This window comes from Corynebacterium sp. MSK204 (genome assembly GCF_030229885.1).
Lineage (GTDB): Bacteria > Actinomycetota > Actinomycetes > Mycobacteriales > Mycobacteriaceae > Corynebacterium.
The window spans coordinates 36,613-58,375 of record NZ_JASPGQ010000008.1; the positions used below are offsets into that span (position 1 = coordinate 36,613).

The window sequence follows — 21,763 nt, forward strand, 5'->3', positions numbered from 1 at the left end:
GCCCCAAACATGCAACGGGTGGGACTTACAGGGCATAATTGTTTTCATGACTCGACTATTTGGAACCGATGGAGTTCGCGGCCTCGCGAATAAAAAGCTGACTCCCATTTTGGCCTTGACGCTGGGACAAGCGGCGGCGGAGGTCTTTACTGCGCAGCGCGAATCTTATGAGCGCCGCCCATTGGCAATCATCGGCCGTGACCCCCGCGTATCGGGCGAGATGCTCGATGCCGCCATCGCCGCCGGCTTGGCGTCGCGCGGCGTGGACGTTGTGCGCGTGGGTGTGCTTCCTACCCCAGCTATCGCCTTTTTGACGGATGATTATGGTGCGGATCTCGGCGTGATGATCTCTGCCTCCCATAACCCGATGCCAGATAACGGCATTAAGTTCTTCTCCGCTGGCGGCAAGAAGCTGCCGGATAGTGTGGAAGATAAGATTCAGGCCGCTATGGATAACCTCGTTGAGGAGGGCCCGACGGGCACCAAGCTGGGCCGCATTATCTCGGAGGCGCCCGATGGGCGTGAGCGCTATCTAGCGCACCTGAAGGAGGTCGTCTCCACTGACTTGAGCGGCATCAAGGTGGTTGTGGATACGGCCAATGGCGCGGCCTCGAAGGTTGCTCCGAGCGCCTATGAAGCAGCAGGCGCTGAGGTCATCCCGATTTACCACCGGCCAAATGCCTTTAATATCAACGAAAATTGTGGCTCTACCCATATCGAAAAAGCCCAGGCAGCGGTGCTCGAGCATGGTGCCGATTTGGGTCTTGCCCACGATGGCGATGCGGACCGCTGCCTCGCCGTCGATGCCGAAGGCAACGTGGTTGATGGCGATCAGATCATGGCCTTGCTCGCGGTAGGGATGAAGGAAGACAATGACCTGCGCTTTAACACGCTCGTGGCCACGGTCATGTCCAATTTGGGCCTGACGCTTGCCATGGAGGAGCAAGGCATTGAGGTCCGCCACGCGGCGGTGGGCGATCGTTATGTGCTCGAAGAGCTCCACCGCGGCGATTTCTCCTTGGGCGGCGAGCAATCCGGGCACGTCGTGCTTCCCGATGACTCCACTACCGGCGATGGCACCCTCACCGGTCTTTCCATCATGGCGCGTATGGCCAAGTCCGGAAAGAGCCTGAAGGAATTGGCCTCCGTGATGACCGTATTGCCGCAGGTGCTCATCAACGTTCCGGTGTCCAATAAGGCCGCGATCATGGATTCTGCCGAGGTCAAGCAGGCCATCGTGGAGGCAGAAGAAGAGCTCGGGGAAACCGGCCGCGTCCTGCTTCGCCCCTCTGGTACCGAAGAGCTGTTCCGCGTCATGGTAGAAGCGGCCGAAGAAGAACACGCCCGCAAGGTAGCTGGTAGGCTTTCTGCCGTCGTCGCCTCGGTATAGGCAGGAAAATAAGAAGTACCGGGAACCATTTGGTATAAACCCCAGTCCAATGAAAGTGAGCACACTTACCGCATATGGATTTGGGGATTTATACCGATGTCTGAGGTTTTTCTTCGCCCCGCAGAGGCGATGTCCGCACTACAACAAGCTATAAGCGCCAACGATGAACAGCGCCAAGCCCACCGCGCCGATGTTCCAGACTTTCCCGTTGCCGCGGCTGGGCGGAATTTTTCCGGCCACGGCGAGCGCATACGAAGCATCCTTGCGCGCATTCATGACAATGGAACGTGGCGCTTAGACAATATCTCTGCCACAGGCCAGGCAGCACACGATCAGATGCGCGCATTCGCCACGTACGATGCCGGCTTTAGCCGCTCCTTTGCAGGAGAAAGCGGAAAGGCAGTGGACTAATGAGTGCGCTGACTAAATCGCTTTTAGGGGATTATTCCGCCGCCATTTCGCAGTTCCAATTGGCATGCCTGGGAAATTACTCCGGCCCCAGCATGCCCTTGGGGCTTCTGAGTGAGCTCATCAGCGCGGTAGATGGAATCGCCCCACAAAACATTCTGCGCCATACCATTTCCGCGGTGGGCGGCAATCTTCCGCACGGTGGTGGAAAGGGGCTTGCGGATTTCCTGCGCACTGACGACTCCGATTTTGCAAACGGCACCTTGCGCGAGCACCTGACCGGCATTCAAAAAGACTTTGATATCCACCGCGATGAAAGCAAGCAGCTTACTGACTCTGCCAAGCAATGCTCGGGCGCTATTTCCGATGTCGTCGATACCTCCGACACCGCACTCACCGAGCTGATTTCCGCGGTCATCCCGCTGCTCAATATCTTGTCCATGGTGGCCACCAGGCACCCGCTGGCCAAGTTCATTATTCCCATCGTCTCCACCATTGGTGCGAAGATCATCGATGACACCAATGACTCCATCGCCAGCACGTGCCGGGACCGCGATGATGCCATTGAATCCTGTTACGACGAGTTTGAATCCCGCTGCGAATGCGTCTGCGAGCGGCCTCTTCCTGAGGAATGCCCCGAGCCGGCAGAGGCCGAGGAGGATTCTTGCCCACCGCCAGTGGAAAAGTGCCCAGATACGCCAGCTCCCACGCGCCCGATGCCCGATGGCGGAGGCGGCGCCGACTCCACCCCGCCACAGCCAGCGCAGCCGACGCAACCCGCATCCACCGCTGAGTGCCCGCCCAATCCGGAACCGATGCCAGAGCCGACCCCAGAGCCGAAGCCAGATCCGAAACCGGCACCGCAACCACAACCCTCACCCGAGCCGAAACCAGCTCCCGAGCCGCAACCGGAGCCGAAACCAGGACCGGCTCCGAAGCCGGCTCCTGAACCCGCACCTGAGCAGCACCCTTCCGGGTGCCAGTGCCAACAGTGCCGCGGTTTCGTAAACGAGCCGCCTCGACAGAACGAGTCCACGACCACCCCGGCGCACGCGGAACCGGATCCTGAGCCGGAACCCAAACCACAAGACTGCCCACCAGAACAACCGGAACAGCCCGCACTGCAGCCTGAACAGGACCCAGTACCTGAGCCTGTGCCGGAAGATTCTGAATGCGAAGAAGAAGCAACAACACCGGCTGCCGTGGAAGATGATGCGGCCTGTGACATCGAGTCCTCCTGCAGCGGCAGCTTGGGAATCGTCGGTGCAGGAATCGCTTTGGTAGGTGTAGGCCTCATCATTGAGGGCGCTGCGGAGTGCCTGGAAAATATCGCCGATGCAGATTGCCCAGAGCCGGAACCGGAACCGGAACCTGCGCCTGAACCGGAACCCGAGCCCGCACCGGAGCCTGAACCAGAACCTTGCCCTGAGCCAGAACCAGAACCGGAACCCGAGCCCGCGCCTGAACTGTGCCCGGAAGAAGGAACAATTGAGCCACCTCCGGAGCTTTCCCAGGTGGAAGAACCGGCCCCGCCTCCAGAAAAGGTACAGCACCTGCAGGCAGCAGAAGCCGCTGGAGCTGGTGCACCTGCGCCAGAGCCGCAGCTTCAACCTGAGCCCGCACCAGCACCGGAACCTGAACAGCCACCGGCACCTGCTCCGGCCCCCGAGCCTGCACCAGAGCCAAGCTCAGATGAACCATCCGTGACTGCACGAAAGGCAGGGCAGTGGTAATGAATAACGATTTTGCAGAATTCGCGCAGGGGTTTCGCGAGCGCACCGCGCGACGCATGTTGGAATTTGAAAAAAGCCTGGCGAAGGCCCAAGACGAGCTAGAAAAGTCCACGGCCAAGGCCGTACAGCAGGCCAAAAATGAGCAGCGTGGGGGAAGAGACGGTGATGCGGTGGGGCATCGGCAAGCAGCTGCTGGAACGTGGCGCCGAAATAGTGCTGCCCCAACGCGTGTCAATAACGCATCGGGGCAGGTGAAATCTGTGCTGCGACGTGGATAGGCCTAGTTCAGCGGATTAGCTTTTAGTCATCGAGGGCAACGCCGGCGCGCTCGGCTAGGTCATCGCCGATAAAGCTTTCTACCTTCTTCGCGCTCGCCTCAGGATCCGCAAAGCCGTCATAGGCGGACTCGCCGGCGAGGGTGGAGAGCAAGAAACCGGTGACGAGGCCGCGGGCGATTTCGGTGGGGCCGGATTGGAAGGCGCCGGAACCGATAGCCAATTTGCGGAAGCGATCTTCGCTAAAACCGGCCTGCGTGCCCTTATCGATGGCCCGATAGGCCACCTGGCCGCGCCAGTTATAGGCCAGCTTGGCGGGGTTTCCGGCATTGAAAATGTCATCACGCCCAGAGCCAATGACTAGGCCCGGCGTATCGAGGCTGCGGGCGGCCTCGACGGCGGACGGGGCGGTCACGGCGGGATAAATCGCGGCGACGGCCTTGACCTTCGGGTTATCGACCGCGCCCAGTACCGCGGTGCCGCCGCCCATGCCGTGGCCTACCATGCCGAGCTTGCCCGGCGATACGGTGATATTGCCGGTGCCCAGCTTCACCCCAGCGGCGATCTGCAACGCAGATTCCATGTCTGCAGACAGGTTGCGGTGATCGGGGAACATGCCGGTCTCAGAATTGGGGGCGACCACGACGATGCCCCAGCTGGCGAGGTGGCGCAGCGTGGCGTGGTAATCCTTGATTTTGTGCATCCAATCGTGGCCAAAGGCGACGGCGGGCAGGCCTTGGCCTTCCGCAGGGGTATAAACTTTGCCGGTAATACCCGCATAATCGAGGTCGCCAACCAGCACGCGGTTGCGGCCACGCTTCGATAACGTTCCTAAGTGTTTCTTCAAATTCGCAGACACGCATTCTAGGATAGATGAAGATCACCCCGTGCTGGTGGCAAGGGGTGGCGAGTGGCACATGCGGGGGATTCGGGGAGGCCAAAAGGGGTGCGCGGCACCGAAGTTCTATGGGTTGCCTTACTTGCGCACTGTCGAGAAACCAGGCGAAAATGTGCACTAGGTAACATTTTCTATGCTTCTCTGGGAAGGCAGGTCGCCGCATATGACTACCGGCACCCTCACGATCGACCAATTGTTTCCGCAGGATGGACCGGAGGTAAAGACCGGCATCATCGACCGAGTGGCCTATGCCTCCGATGCCTCGCACTACCTCTACACCCCGAAGGCCGTTATTGAAGCGCGTTCGGCAGAACACGTGGCCGCCATTTTCAAGGCGGGGCGGCAGCAAGGTATTCCGGTGACCTTGCGCTCGGGCGGTACCTCCCTGGCAGGTCAGGCCTCCGGCGAGGGTTACTTAGTGGATGTGCGCAAGCATTTCCGGGGCATAGAAGTCCTCGATGACGGCAAGCGGGTACGCGTGCAGCCAGGGGCGACCGTGCGCCAAGTCAATGCGCTTTTGGGGCTGCGCAACCGCAAGCTCGGCCCGGACCCGGCGAGCGAGGCGGCCTGCACCATCGGCGGCGTGGTGGCGAATAATTCCTCCGGCATGGCCTGCGGCACCGAGTTCAATACCTATAACACCTTGGAATCGCTGACCTTTGTCTTGCCTTCCGGCACGGTGATCAATACCGCGGACGCGGATGCGGACCGGCAATTCCAAGCACAAGAACCCGAGCTGGTGGATACGCTGACCCGCCTGCAGCGCCGCGTGCGCGATAACCAGGAATCAGTAGATATCATCCGCCGCCACTTCAAGCTGAAAAATACGATGGGCTACGGGCTTAATTCCTTCCTGGATTTTGATAGCCCCGTCAAGCTCTTTGAACACCTCTTGGTTGGCTCCGAAGGAACCTTGGCGTTTATCGCGGAAGCGGTCTTTCGCACCGTGCACATCTCAGCCCTCACGACGACCACTGTGGCGGTCTTTAACGATCTCTCCGCCGCTACGAAGGCGTTACCTTCCCTGGTGGATACCGGTGCCGCCACCCTGGAGCTGATGGATTCTGCCTCCATTCGCGTGGGCCAAGGATTCGATAAGGTCCCGCAGGCCATTACCGGCTTCGATGTGGATTCGCAGGCCGCGCTGCTCATCGAGTACCAATCCGATGACAAAGAAGAGCTGCGGGAAAAAGAACACAAGGGCTCGTCCCTATTGCGCGAATTGGACCTGCAATCACCGGCGGAATTTTCTGCCGATATTCCCACCCGCACCGCCGCGTGGAACTTCCGCAAGGGCCTGTATGCCCAGGTGGCAGAAGCGAGGCCCTCCGGAACCACGGCGCTATTGGAAGACGTTGTGGTGCCGGTGGGCGATTTGGCCGATACTTGTTCCTCCTTGCAGGAGCTTTTTACCCGCTATTCTTACGACGATGCGGTCATTTTCGGCCACGCGAAAGACGGCAATATCCACTTCCTTCTAACGGACCGCTTCGAAGGCGATAGCGCCATTGGTCGCTATAACAACTTCAATGAGGAAATGGTGGACTTGGTGCTTTCGGCAGAGGGAAACCTCAAGGCCGAACACGGCACCGGCCGCGCCATGGCCCCGTATGTGCGCCGCCAGTACGGCGATGAGCTCTACGAGGTCATGCAGCTGCTCAAGCGCGCCTGCGATCCCGCTGGCACGATGAACCCGGGTGTGATTCTGGACGATGACCCCGATGCGCACATTACGAATATCAAGCTCAACCCCACGGTGGAAGAGGAAATCGACCCGTGCGTTGAGTGCGGCTATTGCGAGCCGGTCTGCCCGTCGAGGGACCTCACCTTGACCCCGCGCCAGCGCATCGTGGTGCGCCGTGCCCGCCAGCGGGCGCAAGAAAGCGGCGATACGCACTTGGTTGCAGAACTCGATGAGGCTTATGAGTACATGGGCATCGATACGTGCGCCGTGGATTCTATGTGTTTAACCGCCTGCCCAGTGGGCATTGATACCGGTAAATTCATCAAGAAGCTGCGCCACGAGAATGCCGGGGCCGCCGAAGAAAAGGTCTGGTTTACTGCCGCCAAGAATTGGCAGTTCACCAGCCGCGGTGCCGCAACGGCGCTCACCGGCGCGCACATGTTGCCGGCGCAGTTGGTCACGAAGGTCACCGATGTGGCCCGCTCGCTCGTCGGCCCCGATACCGTGCCCGGATACCAGCCGGAGCTAGGCAAGGGTGGCAAGTCCCGCGAGCGTTTGGCCGGGCGCGTGGGAGATCGCTATGCAGAGACCGCGGGAATCTATCTTCCAGCCTGCGTAAACTCCATGTTCGCCCCGCAAGGTGAGGGCATGGGTGCCACGGAGGCCTTCATTACCGTCTTGGAGAGGGCGGGGATCGCGCTGGAGGTGCCCAGGGGCATCGAGAAGCTCTGCTGCGGAACGCCATGGTCCTCAAAGGGCATGCGCAAGGGCCACGACATCATGGAGCAGCGCGTGCGCGAGAGCATCATGGAGGCCACAGATAACGCCCGCCTGCCCGTGATCGTGGATGCTTCCAGCTGTACCGCGGGCTTTCAGGAGATGCTGGAATCCATTGGCATTACCGTCATCGATGCGCTGAGCTTTACTGCCGATACGCTGCTACCGCGCCTCGAGACCACCCAGCCGGTGGATTCTATGACGATTCACCCAACCTGTTCGGCGTTCCAGCTCGGCATGATGGGCGATGTTGAAAAGGTCGCCCGGGCCGCGGCCTCGGAGGTGCACATCCCCACGGCCTGGAATTGCTGTGGTTATGCCGGCGACCGCGGCATGCTCCACCCGGAGCTCACGGAGTCCGCCACCCGCGCTGAGGCCGCCCAGGTCACGGAGCTGGGCGCGCAGTATCACGCCTCTACTAACCGCACGTGTGAGCTGGGCATGACCCGCGCCACCGGCGAGGATTATCACCACGTCTTGGAGATGCTGGAGCGCGCTACCCGCTAACGGTCCGGAAGGGAAGGGGCGCGGCTGCTTGCCGATGCCCCTTCTTCTCCCACAACTCGGTCAGTTGCGGCGCGGGAGGGTTGCCCACCGAGGGTGCGAAAACTAGCGTTGTGCAGGCCAGTTTTCGGTAACTATAAACGGCCCGAATTAGTATGCGGCTATAAATAACAGGCCCCTAGTCCAACCCCCGGTTCTTGTTGACCAATGAGGTAGGATTCCTTTTTATGTGTGGAATTGTTGGATATGTTGGTCACGCTAGCGGTGACCGCGAATACTTCGCTCTGGATGTAGTCGTGGAAGGTCTGCACAGACTGGAATACCGCGGCTATGACTCCGCTGGTGTGGCGATGTACGCCGATGGGGAGATTAGCTGGCGGAAGAAGGCGGGCAAGGTTGCTGCCTTGGATGATGAGATCGCAGCTCGTCCGCTGAAGGATTCCGTGTTGGGAATCGGGCACACCCGTTGGGCCACCCACGGTGGTCCGACCGATCTCAATGCACACCCGCACGTCGTTGACGGTGGCAAGCTGGCCGTGGTGCACAACGGCATCATCGAAAACTTCGCGGAGCTGCGCACCGAGCTGTTGAACAAGGGCTACAACTTCGTTTCTGAAACCGATACTGAAGTTGCCGCGGCGTTGCTTGGTGATGTTTTCCACAACGACGCCGCAGGGGATCTCACCAAGGCAATGCAGCTGACCGCCAAGCGCCTCGACGGTGCGTTTACCCTGCTGGCCATTCACGCTGACCAGCCGGATCGCATCGTTGCCGCCCGCCGCGATTCGCCCTTGGTCATCGGCTTGGGCGAGGGTGAAAACTTCTTGGGCTCTGACGTCTCGGGCTTTATTGACTACACCAAGTCTGCAGTGGAAATGGACAATGACCAGGTGGTCACCATCACTGCTGACGATGTCGTCATTACTGACTACGACGGCAACCCCACCGAGGGCAAGTCCTTTGAGATCAAGTGGGACGCGGCCGCCGCTGAAAAGGGCGGATTTGATTCCTTCATGGAAAAGGAAATCCACGATCAACCCGCCGCCGTGCGCGATACCTTGCTGGGCCGCTTTGATGAGCAGGGCCAGCTGACCCTAGATGACTTGCGCATCGATGAGTCCGTCTTGAAGTCCATCGATAAGATCATCGTGATTGCCTGCGGTACCGCGGCCTATGCCGGCCATGTGGCGCGGTACGCCATCGAGCACTGGTGCCGCATCCCCACCGAGGTTGAGCTCGCCCACGAGTTCCGCTACCGCGATCCGATTGTCAACGAGAAGACTCTAGTCGTGGCCTTGTCCCAGTCCGGCGAGACCATGGATACCCTGATGGCCGTGCGCCACGCCCGCCAGCAGGGCGCGAAGGTCATCGCCATCTGCAATACGCAGGGCTCGTCCATTCCGCGAGAATCCGATGCGGCGCTCTACACCCACGCGGGTCCCGAAATCGCGGTGGCCTCCACCAAGGCTTTCTTGGCGCAGATTACCGCGACCTACCTGCTGGGCCTGTACCTGGCACAGCTGCGCGGCAATATGTTCTCTGATGAAATTCAGGGGGTTCTTGCTGAGCTGCGCAATATGCCGGATAAGGTACAAAGCGTCATCGATGAAGAACAGCAGGTAGCTGGCCTGGCCAACTCCATGAAGGATGCGGAATCCGTGCTCTTCTTGGGCCGCCACGTAGGCTTCCCGGTCGCCCTCGAAGGCGCGCTGAAGCTCAAGGAGATCGCCTACCTACACGCGGAAGGCTTTGCCGCAGGTGAGCTCAAGCATGGCCCGATCGCGCTGATCGAGGAGGGACAGCCGGTCTTCGTCATCGTGCCCTCCCCGCGCGGTCGCGATTCGCTGCACTCCAAGGTGGTATCCAATATCCAGGAAATCCGCGCCCGCGGTGCCATTACCATCGTGATCGCAGAAGAAGGCGATACCGCGGTAGAGGATTACGCTAACCACGTCATCCGCGTGCCTAAGGCACCGACGTTGATGCAGCCGCTCCTTGCTACGGTGCCCCTGCAGATCTTTGCCGCACACGTGGCAAAGTCCAAGGGGTATGACGTTGACCAGCCGCGCAACCTGGCCAAGTCCGTGACCGTGGAATAACCTTTCCGGTGCCGCAAACCCCTTTCTCGCCCTTGCTTGCACTGGGCGGGGGAGGGGTCTTGCGCATATCTGCAGTAAATTCAGCGCGCGGGTGGAAAGTGGCACAATAGTGGCATGCTGAAAACCACAATTGACCTTGCTGCCATCGCGCATAATGTGCGGCTGATTAAGGAGAAGATCGGCCCAGACGTCAAGCTGATGTGCGTGGTGAAGGCGGATGCTTACGGGCACGGGGTAGAAAGGGTCGTGCCCGTGATGCTGGAAGCGGGGGCGGATTCCATTGGCGTCGCCACGCTGACAGAAGCCGTGCAGCTGCGCCGCATGGGTGTGGATTCACCCATTGCGGCGTGGATCTGGCAGTCGGATCAGGTACTAGAAGAGGCCCTAGCCTCTGGCATCCAGATTGCGGTCAATTCCCCGGCGCAGGCGCGGAAGCTGGTGGAAGCGGAAATTCCCGCCGAGGTCTATATCAAGGTCGAAACCGGAATGCACCGCTCCGGGGTGGATAAGGCGGACTGGGATGAGGTTTTTGCGCTGCTGCGGGACGCCCCGCATATCACCGTCCTGGGCCTCATGTCCCACTTTGCCTGCGCGGACGATCCGGATAATGAGCATAATGACGCCCAGGAAGAAGAGTTTCGGCGCGCCCTGGATGCGGCGCGCGCGGCCGGTTTGAAGTGCCCGGTCAATCATTTAGCCAACTCACCAGCCACGCTCTCGCGCCCATCGGCGCACTTTGACCAGGTGCGCGTCGGCCTCGCGTGCTATGGGCTCGAGCCCATCGCGGGACGGAACCATGGCCTGCGCCCGGCAATGACGTGGTCCGGAAACGTCTTTGGGCTCAAGCCGATCGATAAGAATGAGGCCACCAGTTACGGGCGCACGTGGAGCGCGGATAAGCCAGGGTTCCTGGCCACGGTGGATTGTGGCTATGCCGATGGCCTGCCACGGGCGTACCAGGGACACCTTCAGGTGGGCATCGGCGGGCGACTCTATCCCCAGGTGGGCCGGGTGTGCATGGACCAAATTGTGGTGGATCTAGGAGAAAATCCACACGGCATTGCCCCCGGTGATGAGGCCACCATCTTTGGCCAGGGCGGCATGTCTGCCACCGAGCTTGCTGATGCCGTGGGCACCATAAACTATGAAGTGGTGTGCCGGCCCACCGGCCGCACTGAACGCGAATATATAGGAGGGGCCGATGCGCAGTAATTTTCCGGAGTCTGGAACCCGCGATCTGGCAACGGTGGAACAAACCCACGCCTGCGGCAAGGAATTGGGCGCCGCGCTGGAAGCCGGCGATGTCGTCATCTTGGATGGCCCATTGGGCGCGGGCAAGACCACCTTCACCCAAGGCATAGCCCAAGGCATGCAGGTCAAAGGCCGGATTACCTCGCCCACGTTCGTCATTGCCCGCGTGCACCGCTCCCGGGTTGGGGGACCGGACCTGGTGCACGTGGATGCGTACCGCCTCTTGGACGAGGGCGGGGCCAATTCCGGCGATCCCTTGGGGGAGCTGGATGCCTTGGATTTGGATACCGAGCTTGCCGATGCCGTCGTTGTCGCCGAATGGGGCGGCGGCCTTATCGAGCAGATCGCAGATAGGTACCTCTTTGTCAGCATCGACCGCGAACCGGCGGAGTTTGCCGGTGCCGATGAGGACGTGCGCCGCGTTAGCTGGTCGTGGCGCCACAATGATTAGGTAGGTCTCATTAATTTGAAGGTATAAGTGATGGACATCTTAGGGCATCAAGTTGCTTTAGATATTTAAGGTGCGGGATCCTTAAAGGGTGTTAGATCTCCTAGCCTCTAGTCCTCTGCTCGCCCTTTTTGCCATCATGGCCATTGGTTTGGCCATCGGCAAAATCAAATTTTTTGGCATCTCTCTTGGCGCTGCGGCAGCGATGTTCGTGGCCCTCGGGCTTTCTACCGCCAACCCGGATATCCAGATTCCACCGCTGGTGTATCAATTCGGCTTGGCCATCTTTGTCTATGCCATTGGCCTTAATTTCGGGCCGTCGTTCGTCCGTGAATTTGCTACCCGTGGCTGGAAACTGACCGTCTTTATGATCGGCATGTTGGTCCTGCTCGTGGGCGTGGGCTTTGGACTCATCCGCGTCTTTGGCCTCGATACCGATGTAGCTGCCGGTATGTTTGCCGGTTCGCTTTCGTCCACCCCAGGTATGGCGGCGGTGGTGGATATGCTGGGCAACTCCACCCCGGTCGTCGGCTATTCGCTGGCTTACCCGGGCGCGGTCATCGGTGCGATCCTAGTCGCCGCCATCGGCGCGAAGATCCTGAAGGTAGACCACGAGGCGGATGCCAAAGAAGAGGGGATGATTCCCGCCCCGCTGGTGGCTAAAGGCGTGCGGTTGACCAAAGACTTCCCGGATACGGCAGGGCACCTGTACCGCGTCACCGGGTACACCGTGGTGGCCACCCGCGAGATCTCCGATATGGAGCACCACCGCCTGGCGCACCCGGATATGCCCTTGCGCAAGGGCGAAGCGTTCCTTATTAATGGCTCCGAGAAGGACGTCGCCGGTGCTATTGAGGTGCTCGGTGAGGAATATCCCGTCGAGCTCACCCCCGAGGCTGGCTTGCAGTATAAGCGCGTGACCGTGTCCAACCCCAAGGTTGCTGGCAAGCGCATCCGCGATATCGATGCGCTCGAGCACGGTTTTATCATCGCGCGCGTGCGCAAGGGCGATAGCGATGCGGTCCCGCACCCGGATATGGTGTTGAATTACTCCGACCGCGTGCGCGTGGTCTGTAGCTCGCACCACGTGCGCGAAGTGCGCAAGTACTTGGGCGATTCCGAATCGGCGCTTGGCAACGCTGACCTCTTATCCATGTCCATCGGTTTGACCTTGGGCATGTTGCTGGGCCTTATCCCCATTCCCATGCCGGGCGGATCGACCCTGCAGCTGGGCTTTGGTGGCGGCCCCGTCGTGGTCGGTCTATTCCTCGGCTACCTGAACCGCACCGGCCCCATCAATTGGCAGATGCCCTTCCACACCAGGGAAACACTTTCGAACCTGGGTCTGACGCTCTTCCTGGCGGGCGTGGGGACATCGGCAGGCGCATCGTTCCGCGATGCGCTCACGGATCCGTCCTCGCTGACCATCATCGGCGTTGGTTTTATCATTACCTTGGTATCGGCCATCCTCATCGGCGTCATCGGCATGCTGGTGCTGCGCTTGAAGTGGGACGAGGCCATGGGCTGTGCGGCCGGCATGACCACGAACCCTGCCGTGTTTGCCTATATCCGGGGCCAAACCGGTACGGAGCTTGCCGGGCGCGGCTGGGCAACGGTGTATCCAACCACCATCATTGGCAAGATTATCGCCGCTCAGGTGCTGCTATTGTTATTGCTTTAGCCCCATATGTCCCGCGCTAATTATTCACCCACTGGGTGATCCGCCTACACTGGCAGGCACTACCCAGTGGGTGAGTGCTTGTTGGCCGCCGAGTAGCCTCGGTAATAGAACTGACAATCACTTCACCATATGTACATATAGGACCCCCTTGACCCGAGGAGCGTTACTCACCCCATGACTAAATTTGCTCGCAACCTAACCACGACCATTATCGCGCTATTTATCATTGTGATGATGGTGCTCGTTGCAGGGGCTACCCTGCGTGATGAGGATTCCCTGGAGGGCAACCTCACCAACACCTTGCAGCATGCCCCGCGGAACCTTGAGGTAATGTCGCTCATTCCTTCTGATGTCTACGGCGCGGACTACAGCGCCATCGGCTTCATCTGCCCGGGCATGGCGGAAGACAAGGTCAAGGAAGCTGCCCCGAACCCTGATGACATCACCTTTGAGGACGGCGTCGTTCCTGAGGGCAAGAGCTACGTCATGGCGCTGGGCCACAGCGTCGATCCCTATGTAGAGGAACTGGATTCCTCCGAGGTTGAGGTCTGCGAAACGATCAATGCGCAGGTTAAGGCCATGGAGCAGCAGGGCCACGGCCTAGACGGCGGGGTTCCGCTGGTTCAGGGCTCCCAGCCGCTGGCCTTCCAGAGCGAAGACGGCGTGTGGAAGCTGGTCGGCTAATGCGCGTCCTGGCCATCGATACGGCGACGACCGCCCTGGTCACCGGGGTAGTCGACACCGAGTCTGGGCAGCTGACGCAGCGCGTTCTGGCCGATACGCGCGCGCATAATGAACGGCTCATGCCCACCATCCTCGAGGTGATGAGCGAGACCGGTCTGGAGCTCGGCAACCTCGATGCCATCGTGGCGGGCGTGGGCCCTGGCCCCTTTACCGGCTTGCGCGTCGGCATGGCCACGGCGCAGGCGCTTGCCGATGCCCTCTCCATCCCCCTCCACGGCGTCTGCACCCACGATGCCATCGCGCACGCCGCGTTAGCGGGGGCCGATGCAGCCGATGAAAGGGACGCGGCGGACGCGGCGCTAGTTGCCACCGATGCCCGCCGCAAGGAGATTTATTGGGCCACCTACCGCGCGGGACAACGCCTGGCTGGCCCAGACGTATCGAAGCCGGGGGAGCTTTCCGTGCAGGATATCGCGCAGGTGGTCATCCCAGAGAAGCTGGCCGACCAACTGCCGGAAGAACTCGCCGCGCTGCCGCGTAGTGAGGCCGCACCCACCGCCGAGGGCCTGGTGGCCGTCGCGCAGCTCGGCGCGGATCCGGCGCCATTCGTGCCCATGTACCTGCGCCGCCCCGATGCGGTTCCTCCCAAAAAGCAGCAGCTTTCCGCAGCCATTCCAGAGGTGCGCCTGTGAACCTGCGCGAGCTCACCCCCGCCGATGTCCCGCGCTGCGCCGAACTGGAAAAGGTGCTTTTTCCCGGTGAAACTCCGTGGACGGAAGCGGTATTTGAGCAAGAAATGGCCCAACCCTTCAACTTCTATCTCGGGGTGGAAGGCGCCCTCGAACCCGCAGCTTCAGAAGGCGACGAGGAGCCGGTCTTATTGGGCTATGCGGGCATCGGCATGATGGGTCCAGCCGCAGACCCGGAGTTTGAAATCCACACCATCGGCGTCGATCCAAAGGCTCAGCGCCGCGGGATCGCGCGCATGATGATGGACAATATTTGCTATATCGCGGACTTAAAAAGCGCGCCCATCTTCTTAGAGGTGCGCGTGGGAAACGATCCCGCCATCGAGCTATACCGGTGCTATGGCTTTAGCGTCGAGGGGATTCGCCGCAATTATTATCAGCCCTCCGGCGCGGATGCGCACGTCATGGTGCGCGCCAGCCAGTCGCCACAAGCAAGCCAGCGCGAAGCAAAGGAGCAGTAATGAAGGTCATGGGCATCGAGTCCTCCTGCGATGAGACCGGGGTGGGCATCGTCGAGCTCGACCAGGACGGCCACATGGAGATTATCGCCAATGCCGTTGCTTCGTCGATGCAGCAGCACGCGCGCTTTGGCGGCGTCGTGCCCGAAATCGCCTCCCGCGCGCACCTGGAGGCCATGCCGCAGGTGATGCGGGCGGCGTTGGATGAGGCGGGCATCGATAAGCCCGATGCCATTGCCGCCACCGTGGGCCCGGGCCTGGCAGGAGCCCTGCTCGTCGGCGCTTCCGCTGCCAAGGCTTATGCCGCCGCGTGGGGCGTGCCCTTTTATGGCGTCAACCACCTCGGCGGCCACGTAGCCGTGGCCAACCTCGAGGGCGAGAGCCTGCCGCACTCGGTCGCGCTGCTAGTCTCCGGCGGGCATACCCAGCTGCTCGAGGTCGAGGCCGTGGGAAAGCCCATGCGCGAGTTGGGCTCCACGCTTGACGATGCCGCCGGTGAGGCCTACGACAAAGTCTCCCGCCTCCTAGGGCTGGGCTACCCGGGCGGGCCGGTCATCGATAAGCTGGCTAGCCGCGGAAAACCCACCATCGACTTCCCGCGCGGCATGTCGCGCGCCGAGGACCTGCGCGGCGAGCACCGGCATGATTTTTCCTTCTCGGGATTGAAAACCTCCGTTGCGCGCTATGTGGAGCGCGCCGAAAAGGCCGGCGAGACCATCTCCGTGGAGGATGTATGCGCCTCGTTCCAAGAGGCCGTGGCCGATGTGCTCACCGCCAAGGCCATTCGCGCCTGCGAGGATACCGGGGCGAAGGTGCTCCTGCTCGGTGGCGGCGTGGTGGCCAATTCCCGGCTGCGGGAGCTAGCCGCCGAGCGCTGCGACGCCGCTGGTGTGGAGCTGCGCGTGCCGCGGTTTAACCTGTGCACCGATAACGGCGTGATGATTGCCGCCCTTGGCGCCCAGCTCATTCATGAGAGGGCTGCACCGTCGAGCCTGGGTATTGGCACTGATACGCAACTGGACGTGGAAGAGCCGCAGTTAACCTAAAGTTCTTCTTCCTCGCACTGCGAGGTGGGGGAAGCGGCGGTAACCTTTAACGAGTTCACGCCTTCTCCGCTTTAAAGGAGCTTTCTCTCATGACCGTTGGTTTCCTCGTCAACCCCGATCTCACTCGCCGCAAAATCGAGTTCGAATTAGAACACGCCAACCAGTTCTTGGGCGGCACCACCGAGGATCGCGTCTCCGTCGTCTTTCAAGATGACGGCACGACCTACGCCGCGCTCTATAACCCAGAAGCCAAGCAGGAAGGCGCCGAGCCCAACCCGGTAGCATCCCTAGCGCGCAATGCCGCGGACACTGGAAACTCCGCCTTTTTGCAGGATCCCATCCGCGCTATTAGCGGCCCGGTCATCTTCGTGGATGCAGAGGGCGAGGAGGACTCCATCGATGAGGTCATCGCTTCCGTCGAGCACGGCATCCGCGCGGTGAAAAACTACCGCGAGGATTTTCCTGACGAGTACACGCTCTGGCGCGCGGCGGTCATTAACTCCACGAAGAGCGCGTAAGCACCCCTCCTTTAGCTCTCGGTGTGGCGCAGCCACATTAGCACGGCCTTGACGCGGCGATTGGCGTCTTCTGGCCGAAACCCGAGCTTGAGAAAAACATTGGAGACGTGCTTGCTTACCGCCCCGGCGGTTAAGACCAGCTTGCCTTCGATCTCTTGATTGCTCAAGCCCTGCGCCATAAGCCCCAAAACCTCGCGTTCGCGGGCGGTTAATTGGCTCAGCCCCGTGCGCCGCGCGGAGAGCAGGGCGGTGACCACTTCTGGATCGACCACGGTGCCACCGCCCGCCACTTCTTCTAGGGTGCGTACGAATTCGTCCACATCGGATACGCGCTCCTTGAGCAGGTAGCCGAATCCGCCGTGCTCTAAAAGCCGGTCCAAGTAGCTTGCCGCCACGTATTGGCTGAGCACCACCACCGGTTGCGACGGGTCTGCCGCACGCACATCGTGCACGGCGCGCAGCCCATCATCGCTCATGGTGGGCGGCATGCGGACATCGCTAATGATCAGATCGAAGTCATCGCTGTCCGCGCAGGCGCGCAATTTCTCCGCATCGTTGACGGCGGTCACGCTATGGCCCAGTGTCGTTAACAGCTGCTCCAGCCCGGCGCGCAAGAGGGCAGAATCTTCTGCCAATAAGAGTTTCATCGGGCCTCCTTCAGCGGTAGTGACATGGTTAAGGTTGCTCCTTGTCCTTCTGCGTGCGCGGGGGAGAAGTCGACGCTGCCGCCGAGCGCCGCGGCCCGCTCGCGCAGCCCGGCCAGGCCAGTGCCCCCAGTCGTTCCCGCGGTCTTTCTGGTGTCCGTGCCGGCAGTCGCGTCGGCGCTGGTATCAGCACCGACACGGGAATGCGCGGTGCTAGACGCGCTAGGGCCCCCTCCTGTAGAGAGGCCACCGGTGCCGTTATCGCGGACCCTGAGGCGAAGATCGTCGCCAAAACAGATGGACACGGTGGCGGCGGTGGCCGCGCCGTGGGTGGAGGCGTTGGTCAGCGCCTCTGCTACCGCGTGGTAGGCCAGCAGCGCCGTGGTTTCCCCAATCGATCGCTCCGCGCCTTCGACGTGCAGTTCCGCGTCGAGCCCGCTGTGGGCCAAGAGCTCATCGAGGGCAGGGATGAGGCCGTCATCGAAAAGCACTTGTGGCGCAATGCCGCGCACGGTAGCGCGCAGGGCGGATAGGGCTTGGGTGGCGTTATGTTCGGCATCGGCAAGCGCCTGCTGAGCCTCGGGCGGGGACTGGAGTTTTGCCGCGGCCAGGTTGAGCTTGAGCGCGGTGAGGTACTGCTGGGGGCCATCGTGGAGCTCGCGCTCGATGCGGCGGCGCTCACCCGAAAAGGCATCAATAAGCGTGGCGCGCGAGGCCGCCAACTCCTGGGCAGAGGGGCTCAGGGCGAGCCGGGTGAGGGAAATGGAGGCCTTGACCAGCAGGCGGTTGAGCACCACCAGTAGGACGAAGAGCACGGCGGCCGCGAGCCAGCACACGACAAAAATCAATGGGCGATTATCGGTGGTCCACTCGCCGACGTTGAACTCGGCCTGCGGAATAAACGGCGCGATAACCAGTACGCCCGCGACAAAACCGACAGAGACCCAGTTGGCAAAGCAGGCCACGCAAATAAGAAGCTGCAGTAAAAGGTGATAAAACTGCTGCCAATCAAACCAACGGTTGGCCCGCCGTGGGGGAATATCAACGCCCATCCACTTCGCACCAAAACGGCCGATAAACTCCGCGGCGCGGGCTACCAGCGGAATCCACGGCAGCATGAGCACCGAAATCACCAGTCCCGGAAGGGCAAGTATTCCGAGGACGAGGCTCCACCCGTTGGCCTTGACAGTTCGCATATCCGTTCAGCCTAGCCGCCGCGCCGGGGTGGTGGCAGTAGAGCTAGCCCCACCATTTTTCGGGCAGCCTTCCCCATCGCGCGTGCGGGGCACGGCCGGTGGAATGGAAGGCATGTTAAAAGCACAAAATCTGAGCAAGCGCTACGGCAGCCATACCGCACTCGCCGAGGTGGACCTAAGCATCGAGCCGGGGGAATTTGTCGCGATTATGGGGCCATCCGGCAGCGGCAAGACCACGCTGTTGAACCTGCTATCCGGGCTGGATAAGCCCAGTTCCGGCACGGTCAACGCGCCGGCCCGCACAGAGCGCGCCTTCGTATTCCAGGACTATAACCTGCTGGAATCGCTCAACGCCCGCAAAAATGCCACGTTGACCGCGCACTTTTCCGGCCGGCGCTGCACCCGGGACGCGGTGCAGAAGACCTTCGAGTCTTTGGGGCTTGACGGGCTGGAGCGCCGCCTGCCCGCGCAGCTGTCCGGCGGTCAGCAGCAGCGCGTCGCCGTTGCGCGCGCCTTGCTGGCCGGTGCGCCGTATATCTTTGCTGATGAGCCCACGGGCGCGCTTGACGATGCCACCGCCCAGCTCGTCCTCACCCACCTCCGCACCGCCGCACGGGGTGGGGCCGCGGTGGTCATGGTGACCCACTCGCACCTCGCCGCAGAGGCCGCCGACCGCATCATTGAGCTCCAGGAGGCCAACCATGCTGGTGTGGCTTAAGGACTTACAAAGCAATTGGCTCTCATGGCTTGCCGTGGCGCTAACCATGGTGGTTTCCTCGGCCGCGTGCGCGCTGGCGGTATCGATGCTGGTGGCCACCTCGGACGCGGACGAAGATCCCACTGGGCCGCTCGGCGGCACCGTGCTGGGCATGGCGGTCTGCGCCGTTGTGTTGATCACGTTGTCCCAGATGCGGCTGATCATTGAGGAGCGCGAACCCGTGTACCGTTCGTGGCGCATGATCGGCATGCCTGGGTGGATGATCAATAGCTTCATCGTGGGGCAGGTGAGTGCCGTGAGCGCTATCGCGGCGCTCATCGGGACCTTCCCGGCGCGCCTATTGGTCGACCCCATGGCCGCGGCCTTTCGCAGCGACGGGATTCCCATGCCGGAGTTGGCCATTACCCCGCTGGTCATCCGCATCGCCGTATCCGTCTGCGTGGCATCGGCGGTCTGCGGTGCCCTCATACCGCTGCGCCGGGTCTTTCGCCCGCGGGTGGAACCGCGCCCGGTGTGGGTAGTGCTGCGCTGCCTTGTTGCCGTTGGTTTGGTAGGCGGTGCCGTCTACGGCTGCCTGCAGATAGAGGATCCGGGCGATAGCCTCGCCGCCTCTATGGGGCTGGTCATCCTGGTTGCACTCATGACGCCGTGGCTGATGCCCGCCGTGGACCAATGGACGCGCTTGTGCGGCATCGCCGGGGCCAACGTGCGGGTGCGCCGCCGCTTTTCCGTGCCTCATATCGTGCCGTGGGTGCTGCTCGGCGGCCTGATCGTGGCGGTGGGCTCTGGGGTGATGATGCTCAAAGGTACGGACAGCCTCGACACCCTGTCATCGGGGCGAGTCTTCGCGGCATTCCTCGGCCCAGTCGTTGCCCCAAGCATCGTTGGTGCGGTGTTGACCTCACTCATCATGCGCTCGCGCATCGCCAGCGATGTGCGCGGCCTGCGATTGGCCGGCGCCGCGCCGGTGGCGTGGGCGCGGGTGCAGGTGGGCGAGGCCTTCTGCCTGACCATTACTGCCGCGGCCATAGTCATCACCTTGAGCGTGACGGTGGTCGCGCTGCTCAACCACCTGTTGCATCCCGATTTCTATTCCGGGATGAGCGCGCTGTGGGAGGGGCTTGCCGGAGTGTGGTGGGCGCCATTCGGTCTAATTTTTGGCGCCATGTTTCTTGCGCTGTGTGCGGTCAAGCTCATTCTCGCGGGATTCCTGCGCTCAACCGCCCAGATCCGTACAAACTGATGGATGGATCGCCGATATTCTGATGGGTAGAACGCACTCAAACTGATGGGTGAAACTCTGATATTCTGATGGGTAGAACGCACTCAAACTGATGGATGGGTTTAAAATGACTGGTCAAGAAGGCTATTTTTATCTCCCGCGAGTAGAGGATTCGCGGCTTCATGGAGCCCTGCAGCGATCCGGTGGAGTGTTGATAGAAGGCCCAAAGGGCTGTGGGAAATCCGCGACCGCTCGGCAAATTGCGGGCAGTCTTGTCCAGGTGGATACGGATTTAAACCTCGACATGCAGCTCAGCACCGTCCCGGATTTGGCGTTGGAGGGGGATACGCCGCGAGTTTTTGATGAGTGGCAAGAAAAACCGCAGTTGTGGAACTTGGTGCGGCATGAGATTGACCGTCGGCAAGCGCCTGGGCAGTTCATTCTTACTGGGTCGACTGCGCCAATGGAGGAACAATCCAGGCACTCGGGTGCGGGGCGCATAGCCAGGCTGCGGATGAAGACCTTCAGTTTTTATGAGTCGGGGCATTCTAATGGCGCAGTATCATTAGCCGAATTGGTAGCTCAGGAATCCCCGCAGTCGAATGGGGAAACGGTCGTGGATGTTGCAGGGGTCATTACGCGCATGGCGCATGGCGGCTGGCCCGCAAACCGGAATTATTCCGTTGAGGCGGCGCAGGAGAATCTGCGCAGTTATATCGATACTGTGGCCCACGTGGATATTAATGCCGCCGATGGTGTGCGAAGGGATCCGGTAAAAGTAACGACACTTATTCGTTCGCTTGCCCGTGGGGTAGCCACAGAACAGTCCATTTCTTCTATTGCTGCCGATATTGGCGCGCAAAGGGCTACGGTCAGCGAGTACCTTGCTGCGTTGCAGCGCATCTTCATCGTGGAAGAACAGCTGGCGTGGTCGTCTCATCTGCGCTCGCGGGCTAGTCTGCGAACGGCACCGAAGAGGCATCTGGCGGATCCGGCGTTGGCCGCTGCTGCCGTGGACGCGTCCCCAGACAAGTTGCTGCGCAACCTTGCCTTTGCCGGGCAGCTTTTTGAATCCCAAGTAGTCCACGACTTAGCGGTGTTAAGTGGAAAGCGTATTTTTCACGCCCGTGACGCATCTGGGCTGGAAGTAGATGCGGTATTTGAGCTGGCAGGCAGGACCGTTTTCGTAGAAATTAAATTGGGGCAAAGCCAAGAGATCATTGAGAAGGCGGCAAGCAATTTGCAGGCCTTCGCAGAGCGCTTTGAATGGGAGGTCCCGCCCGTCTTAATGATCGTGACGGGAGGAAACCTGAGCTTTCGGCATCCGAGCGGAGTACACGTGGTGTCCCTGACGCACTTGGCGCCGTAGCGCGGTCCGGC

20 protein-coding genes are annotated in these 21,763 nt (G+C 61.1%); 17 read left to right on the top strand and 3 right to left on the bottom strand.

The window, feature by feature from the left end:
- Positions 1–46 precede the first annotated feature (46 nt).
- From glmM to QP908_RS06555, 4 genes are all read left to right on the top strand, one after another.
- Positions 47–1,390 carry a phosphoglucosamine mutase gene (gene glmM, locus QP908_RS06540; protein WP_005277129.1) on the top strand — a complete coding sequence of 448 codons (1,344 nt, stop codon included), beginning with the start codon at positions 47–49 and terminating at the stop codon, positions 1,388–1,390.
- Positions 1,391–1,486: 96 nt separating this feature from the next.
- On the top strand, positions 1,487–1,801 hold the full coding sequence (locus QP908_RS06545; RefSeq protein WP_034653448.1) for a hypothetical protein: 315 nt from the start codon (positions 1,487–1,489) through the stop codon (positions 1,799–1,801).
- Positions 1,801–3,531 (top strand): hypothetical protein, encoded by a 1,731-nt coding sequence (locus QP908_RS06550; protein WP_284771935.1) that lies wholly within the window; start codon positions 1,801–1,803, stop codon positions 3,529–3,531. The genes QP908_RS06545 and QP908_RS06550 overlap by 1 nt, the downstream gene beginning before the upstream one ends.
- Positions 3,531–3,809, top strand: coding sequence for a hypothetical protein (locus QP908_RS06555; protein WP_023016768.1), 279 nt, complete (start codon positions 3,531–3,533; stop codon positions 3,807–3,809). The genes QP908_RS06550 and QP908_RS06555 overlap by 1 nt, the downstream gene beginning before the upstream one ends.
- Positions 3,810–3,831: 22 nt before the next feature.
- Here the strand turns inward: QP908_RS06555 and QP908_RS06560 are convergent, their stop codons facing one another.
- On the bottom strand, positions 3,832–4,665 hold the full coding sequence (locus tag QP908_RS06560; protein WP_239269068.1) for a dienelactone hydrolase family protein: 834 nt from the start codon (positions 4,663–4,665) through the stop codon (positions 3,832–3,834).
- A 202-nt stretch (positions 4,666–4,867) separates the two neighbouring features.
- Between QP908_RS06560 and QP908_RS06565 the strand changes: the two genes are divergently transcribed.
- The 10 genes from QP908_RS06565 to QP908_RS06610 all read left to right on the top strand — a co-directional run bounded on the left by QP908_RS06565 (position 4,868) and on the right by QP908_RS06610 (position 16,603).
- Positions 4,868–7,672, top strand: a complete 2,805-nt coding sequence (locus tag QP908_RS06565; protein ID WP_239269066.1) for an FAD-binding and (Fe-S)-binding domain-containing protein — start codon at positions 4,868–4,870, stop codon at positions 7,670–7,672.
- A gap of 224 nt (positions 7,673–7,896) precedes the next feature.
- The gene (gene glmS, locus QP908_RS06570) at positions 7,897–9,768 is read left to right on the top strand and encodes a glutamine--fructose-6-phosphate transaminase (isomerizing) (RefSeq protein WP_023030137.1); all 1,872 of its coding nucleotides are present in this window, start codon (positions 7,897–7,899) and stop codon (positions 9,766–9,768) included.
- A gap of 114 nt (positions 9,769–9,882) precedes the next feature.
- On the top strand, positions 9,883–10,980 hold the full coding sequence (alr, locus tag QP908_RS06575; RefSeq protein WP_284771936.1) for an alanine racemase: 1,098 nt from the start codon (positions 9,883–9,885) through the stop codon (positions 10,978–10,980).
- Positions 10,970–11,470 carry a tRNA (adenosine(37)-N6)-threonylcarbamoyltransferase complex ATPase subunit type 1 TsaE gene (gene tsaE / locus QP908_RS06580; protein WP_284771937.1) on the top strand — a complete coding sequence of 167 codons (501 nt, stop codon included), beginning with the start codon at positions 10,970–10,972 and terminating at the stop codon, positions 11,468–11,470. Before alr ends, tsaE begins: the two co-directional genes overlap by 11 nt.
- A gap of 88 nt (positions 11,471–11,558) precedes the next feature.
- Positions 11,559–13,148 (top strand): aspartate:alanine exchanger family transporter, encoded by a 1,590-nt coding sequence (locus tag QP908_RS06585; protein ID WP_284771938.1) that lies wholly within the window; start codon positions 11,559–11,561, stop codon positions 13,146–13,148.
- A 174-nt stretch (positions 13,149–13,322) separates the two neighbouring features.
- Positions 13,323–13,832 carry a hypothetical protein gene (locus QP908_RS06590; protein WP_239269059.1) on the top strand — a complete coding sequence of 170 codons (510 nt, stop codon included), beginning with the start codon at positions 13,323–13,325 and terminating at the stop codon, positions 13,830–13,832.
- Positions 13,832–14,524 carry a tRNA (adenosine(37)-N6)-threonylcarbamoyltransferase complex dimerization subunit type 1 TsaB gene (gene tsaB / locus QP908_RS06595; RefSeq protein WP_284771939.1) on the top strand — a complete coding sequence of 231 codons (693 nt, stop codon included), beginning with the start codon at positions 13,832–13,834 and terminating at the stop codon, positions 14,522–14,524. Before QP908_RS06590 ends, tsaB begins: the two co-directional genes overlap by 1 nt.
- Positions 14,521–15,042: a GNAT family N-acetyltransferase gene (locus QP908_RS06600; protein ID WP_284771940.1), complete on the top strand. Its 522-nt coding sequence runs from the start codon at positions 14,521–14,523 to the stop codon at positions 15,040–15,042. Before tsaB ends, QP908_RS06600 begins: the two co-directional genes overlap by 4 nt.
- Positions 15,042–16,085 carry a tRNA (adenosine(37)-N6)-threonylcarbamoyltransferase complex transferase subunit TsaD gene (gene tsaD / locus QP908_RS06605; protein WP_284771941.1) on the top strand — a complete coding sequence of 348 codons (1,044 nt, stop codon included), beginning with the start codon at positions 15,042–15,044 and terminating at the stop codon, positions 16,083–16,085. The genes QP908_RS06600 and tsaD overlap by 1 nt, the downstream gene beginning before the upstream one ends.
- Positions 16,086–16,174: 89 nt before the next feature.
- Positions 16,175–16,603, top strand: coding sequence for a hypothetical protein (locus QP908_RS06610; RefSeq protein ID WP_005277173.1), 429 nt, complete (start codon positions 16,175–16,177; stop codon positions 16,601–16,603).
- An 11-nt stretch (positions 16,604–16,614) separates the two neighbouring features.
- Here QP908_RS06610 and QP908_RS06615 read toward each other — a convergent pair whose 3' ends face one another.
- A complete protein-coding gene (locus QP908_RS06615) occupies positions 16,615–17,250 on the bottom strand; it encodes a response regulator (RefSeq protein ID WP_239269051.1) in 636 nt (211 codons plus the stop codon).
- Complete coding sequence (locus QP908_RS06620) at positions 17,247–18,443, bottom strand: sensor histidine kinase (protein ID WP_239275572.1); 1,197 nt, start codon at positions 18,441–18,443, stop codon at positions 17,247–17,249. The genes QP908_RS06615 and QP908_RS06620 overlap by 4 nt, the downstream gene beginning before the upstream one ends.
- 112 nt (positions 18,444–18,555) lie before the next feature.
- Between QP908_RS06620 and QP908_RS06625 the strand changes: the two genes are divergently transcribed.
- The 3 genes from QP908_RS06625 (at position 18,556) to QP908_RS06635 (ending at position 21,752) form a co-directional block, all read left to right on the top strand.
- Positions 18,556–19,161, top strand: coding sequence for an ABC transporter ATP-binding protein (locus QP908_RS06625; RefSeq protein WP_239269047.1), 606 nt, complete (start codon positions 18,556–18,558; stop codon positions 19,159–19,161).
- Positions 19,145–20,404, top strand: a complete 1,260-nt coding sequence (locus QP908_RS06630) for an FtsX-like permease family protein (RefSeq protein WP_239269045.1) — start codon at positions 19,145–19,147, stop codon at positions 20,402–20,404. Before QP908_RS06625 ends, QP908_RS06630 begins: the two co-directional genes overlap by 17 nt.
- Before the next feature lie 106 nt (positions 20,405–20,510).
- Positions 20,511–21,752, top strand: coding sequence for an ATP-binding protein (locus QP908_RS06635; RefSeq protein ID WP_239275574.1), 1,242 nt, complete (start codon positions 20,511–20,513; stop codon positions 21,750–21,752).
- Positions 21,753–21,763: the final 11 nt, after the last annotated feature.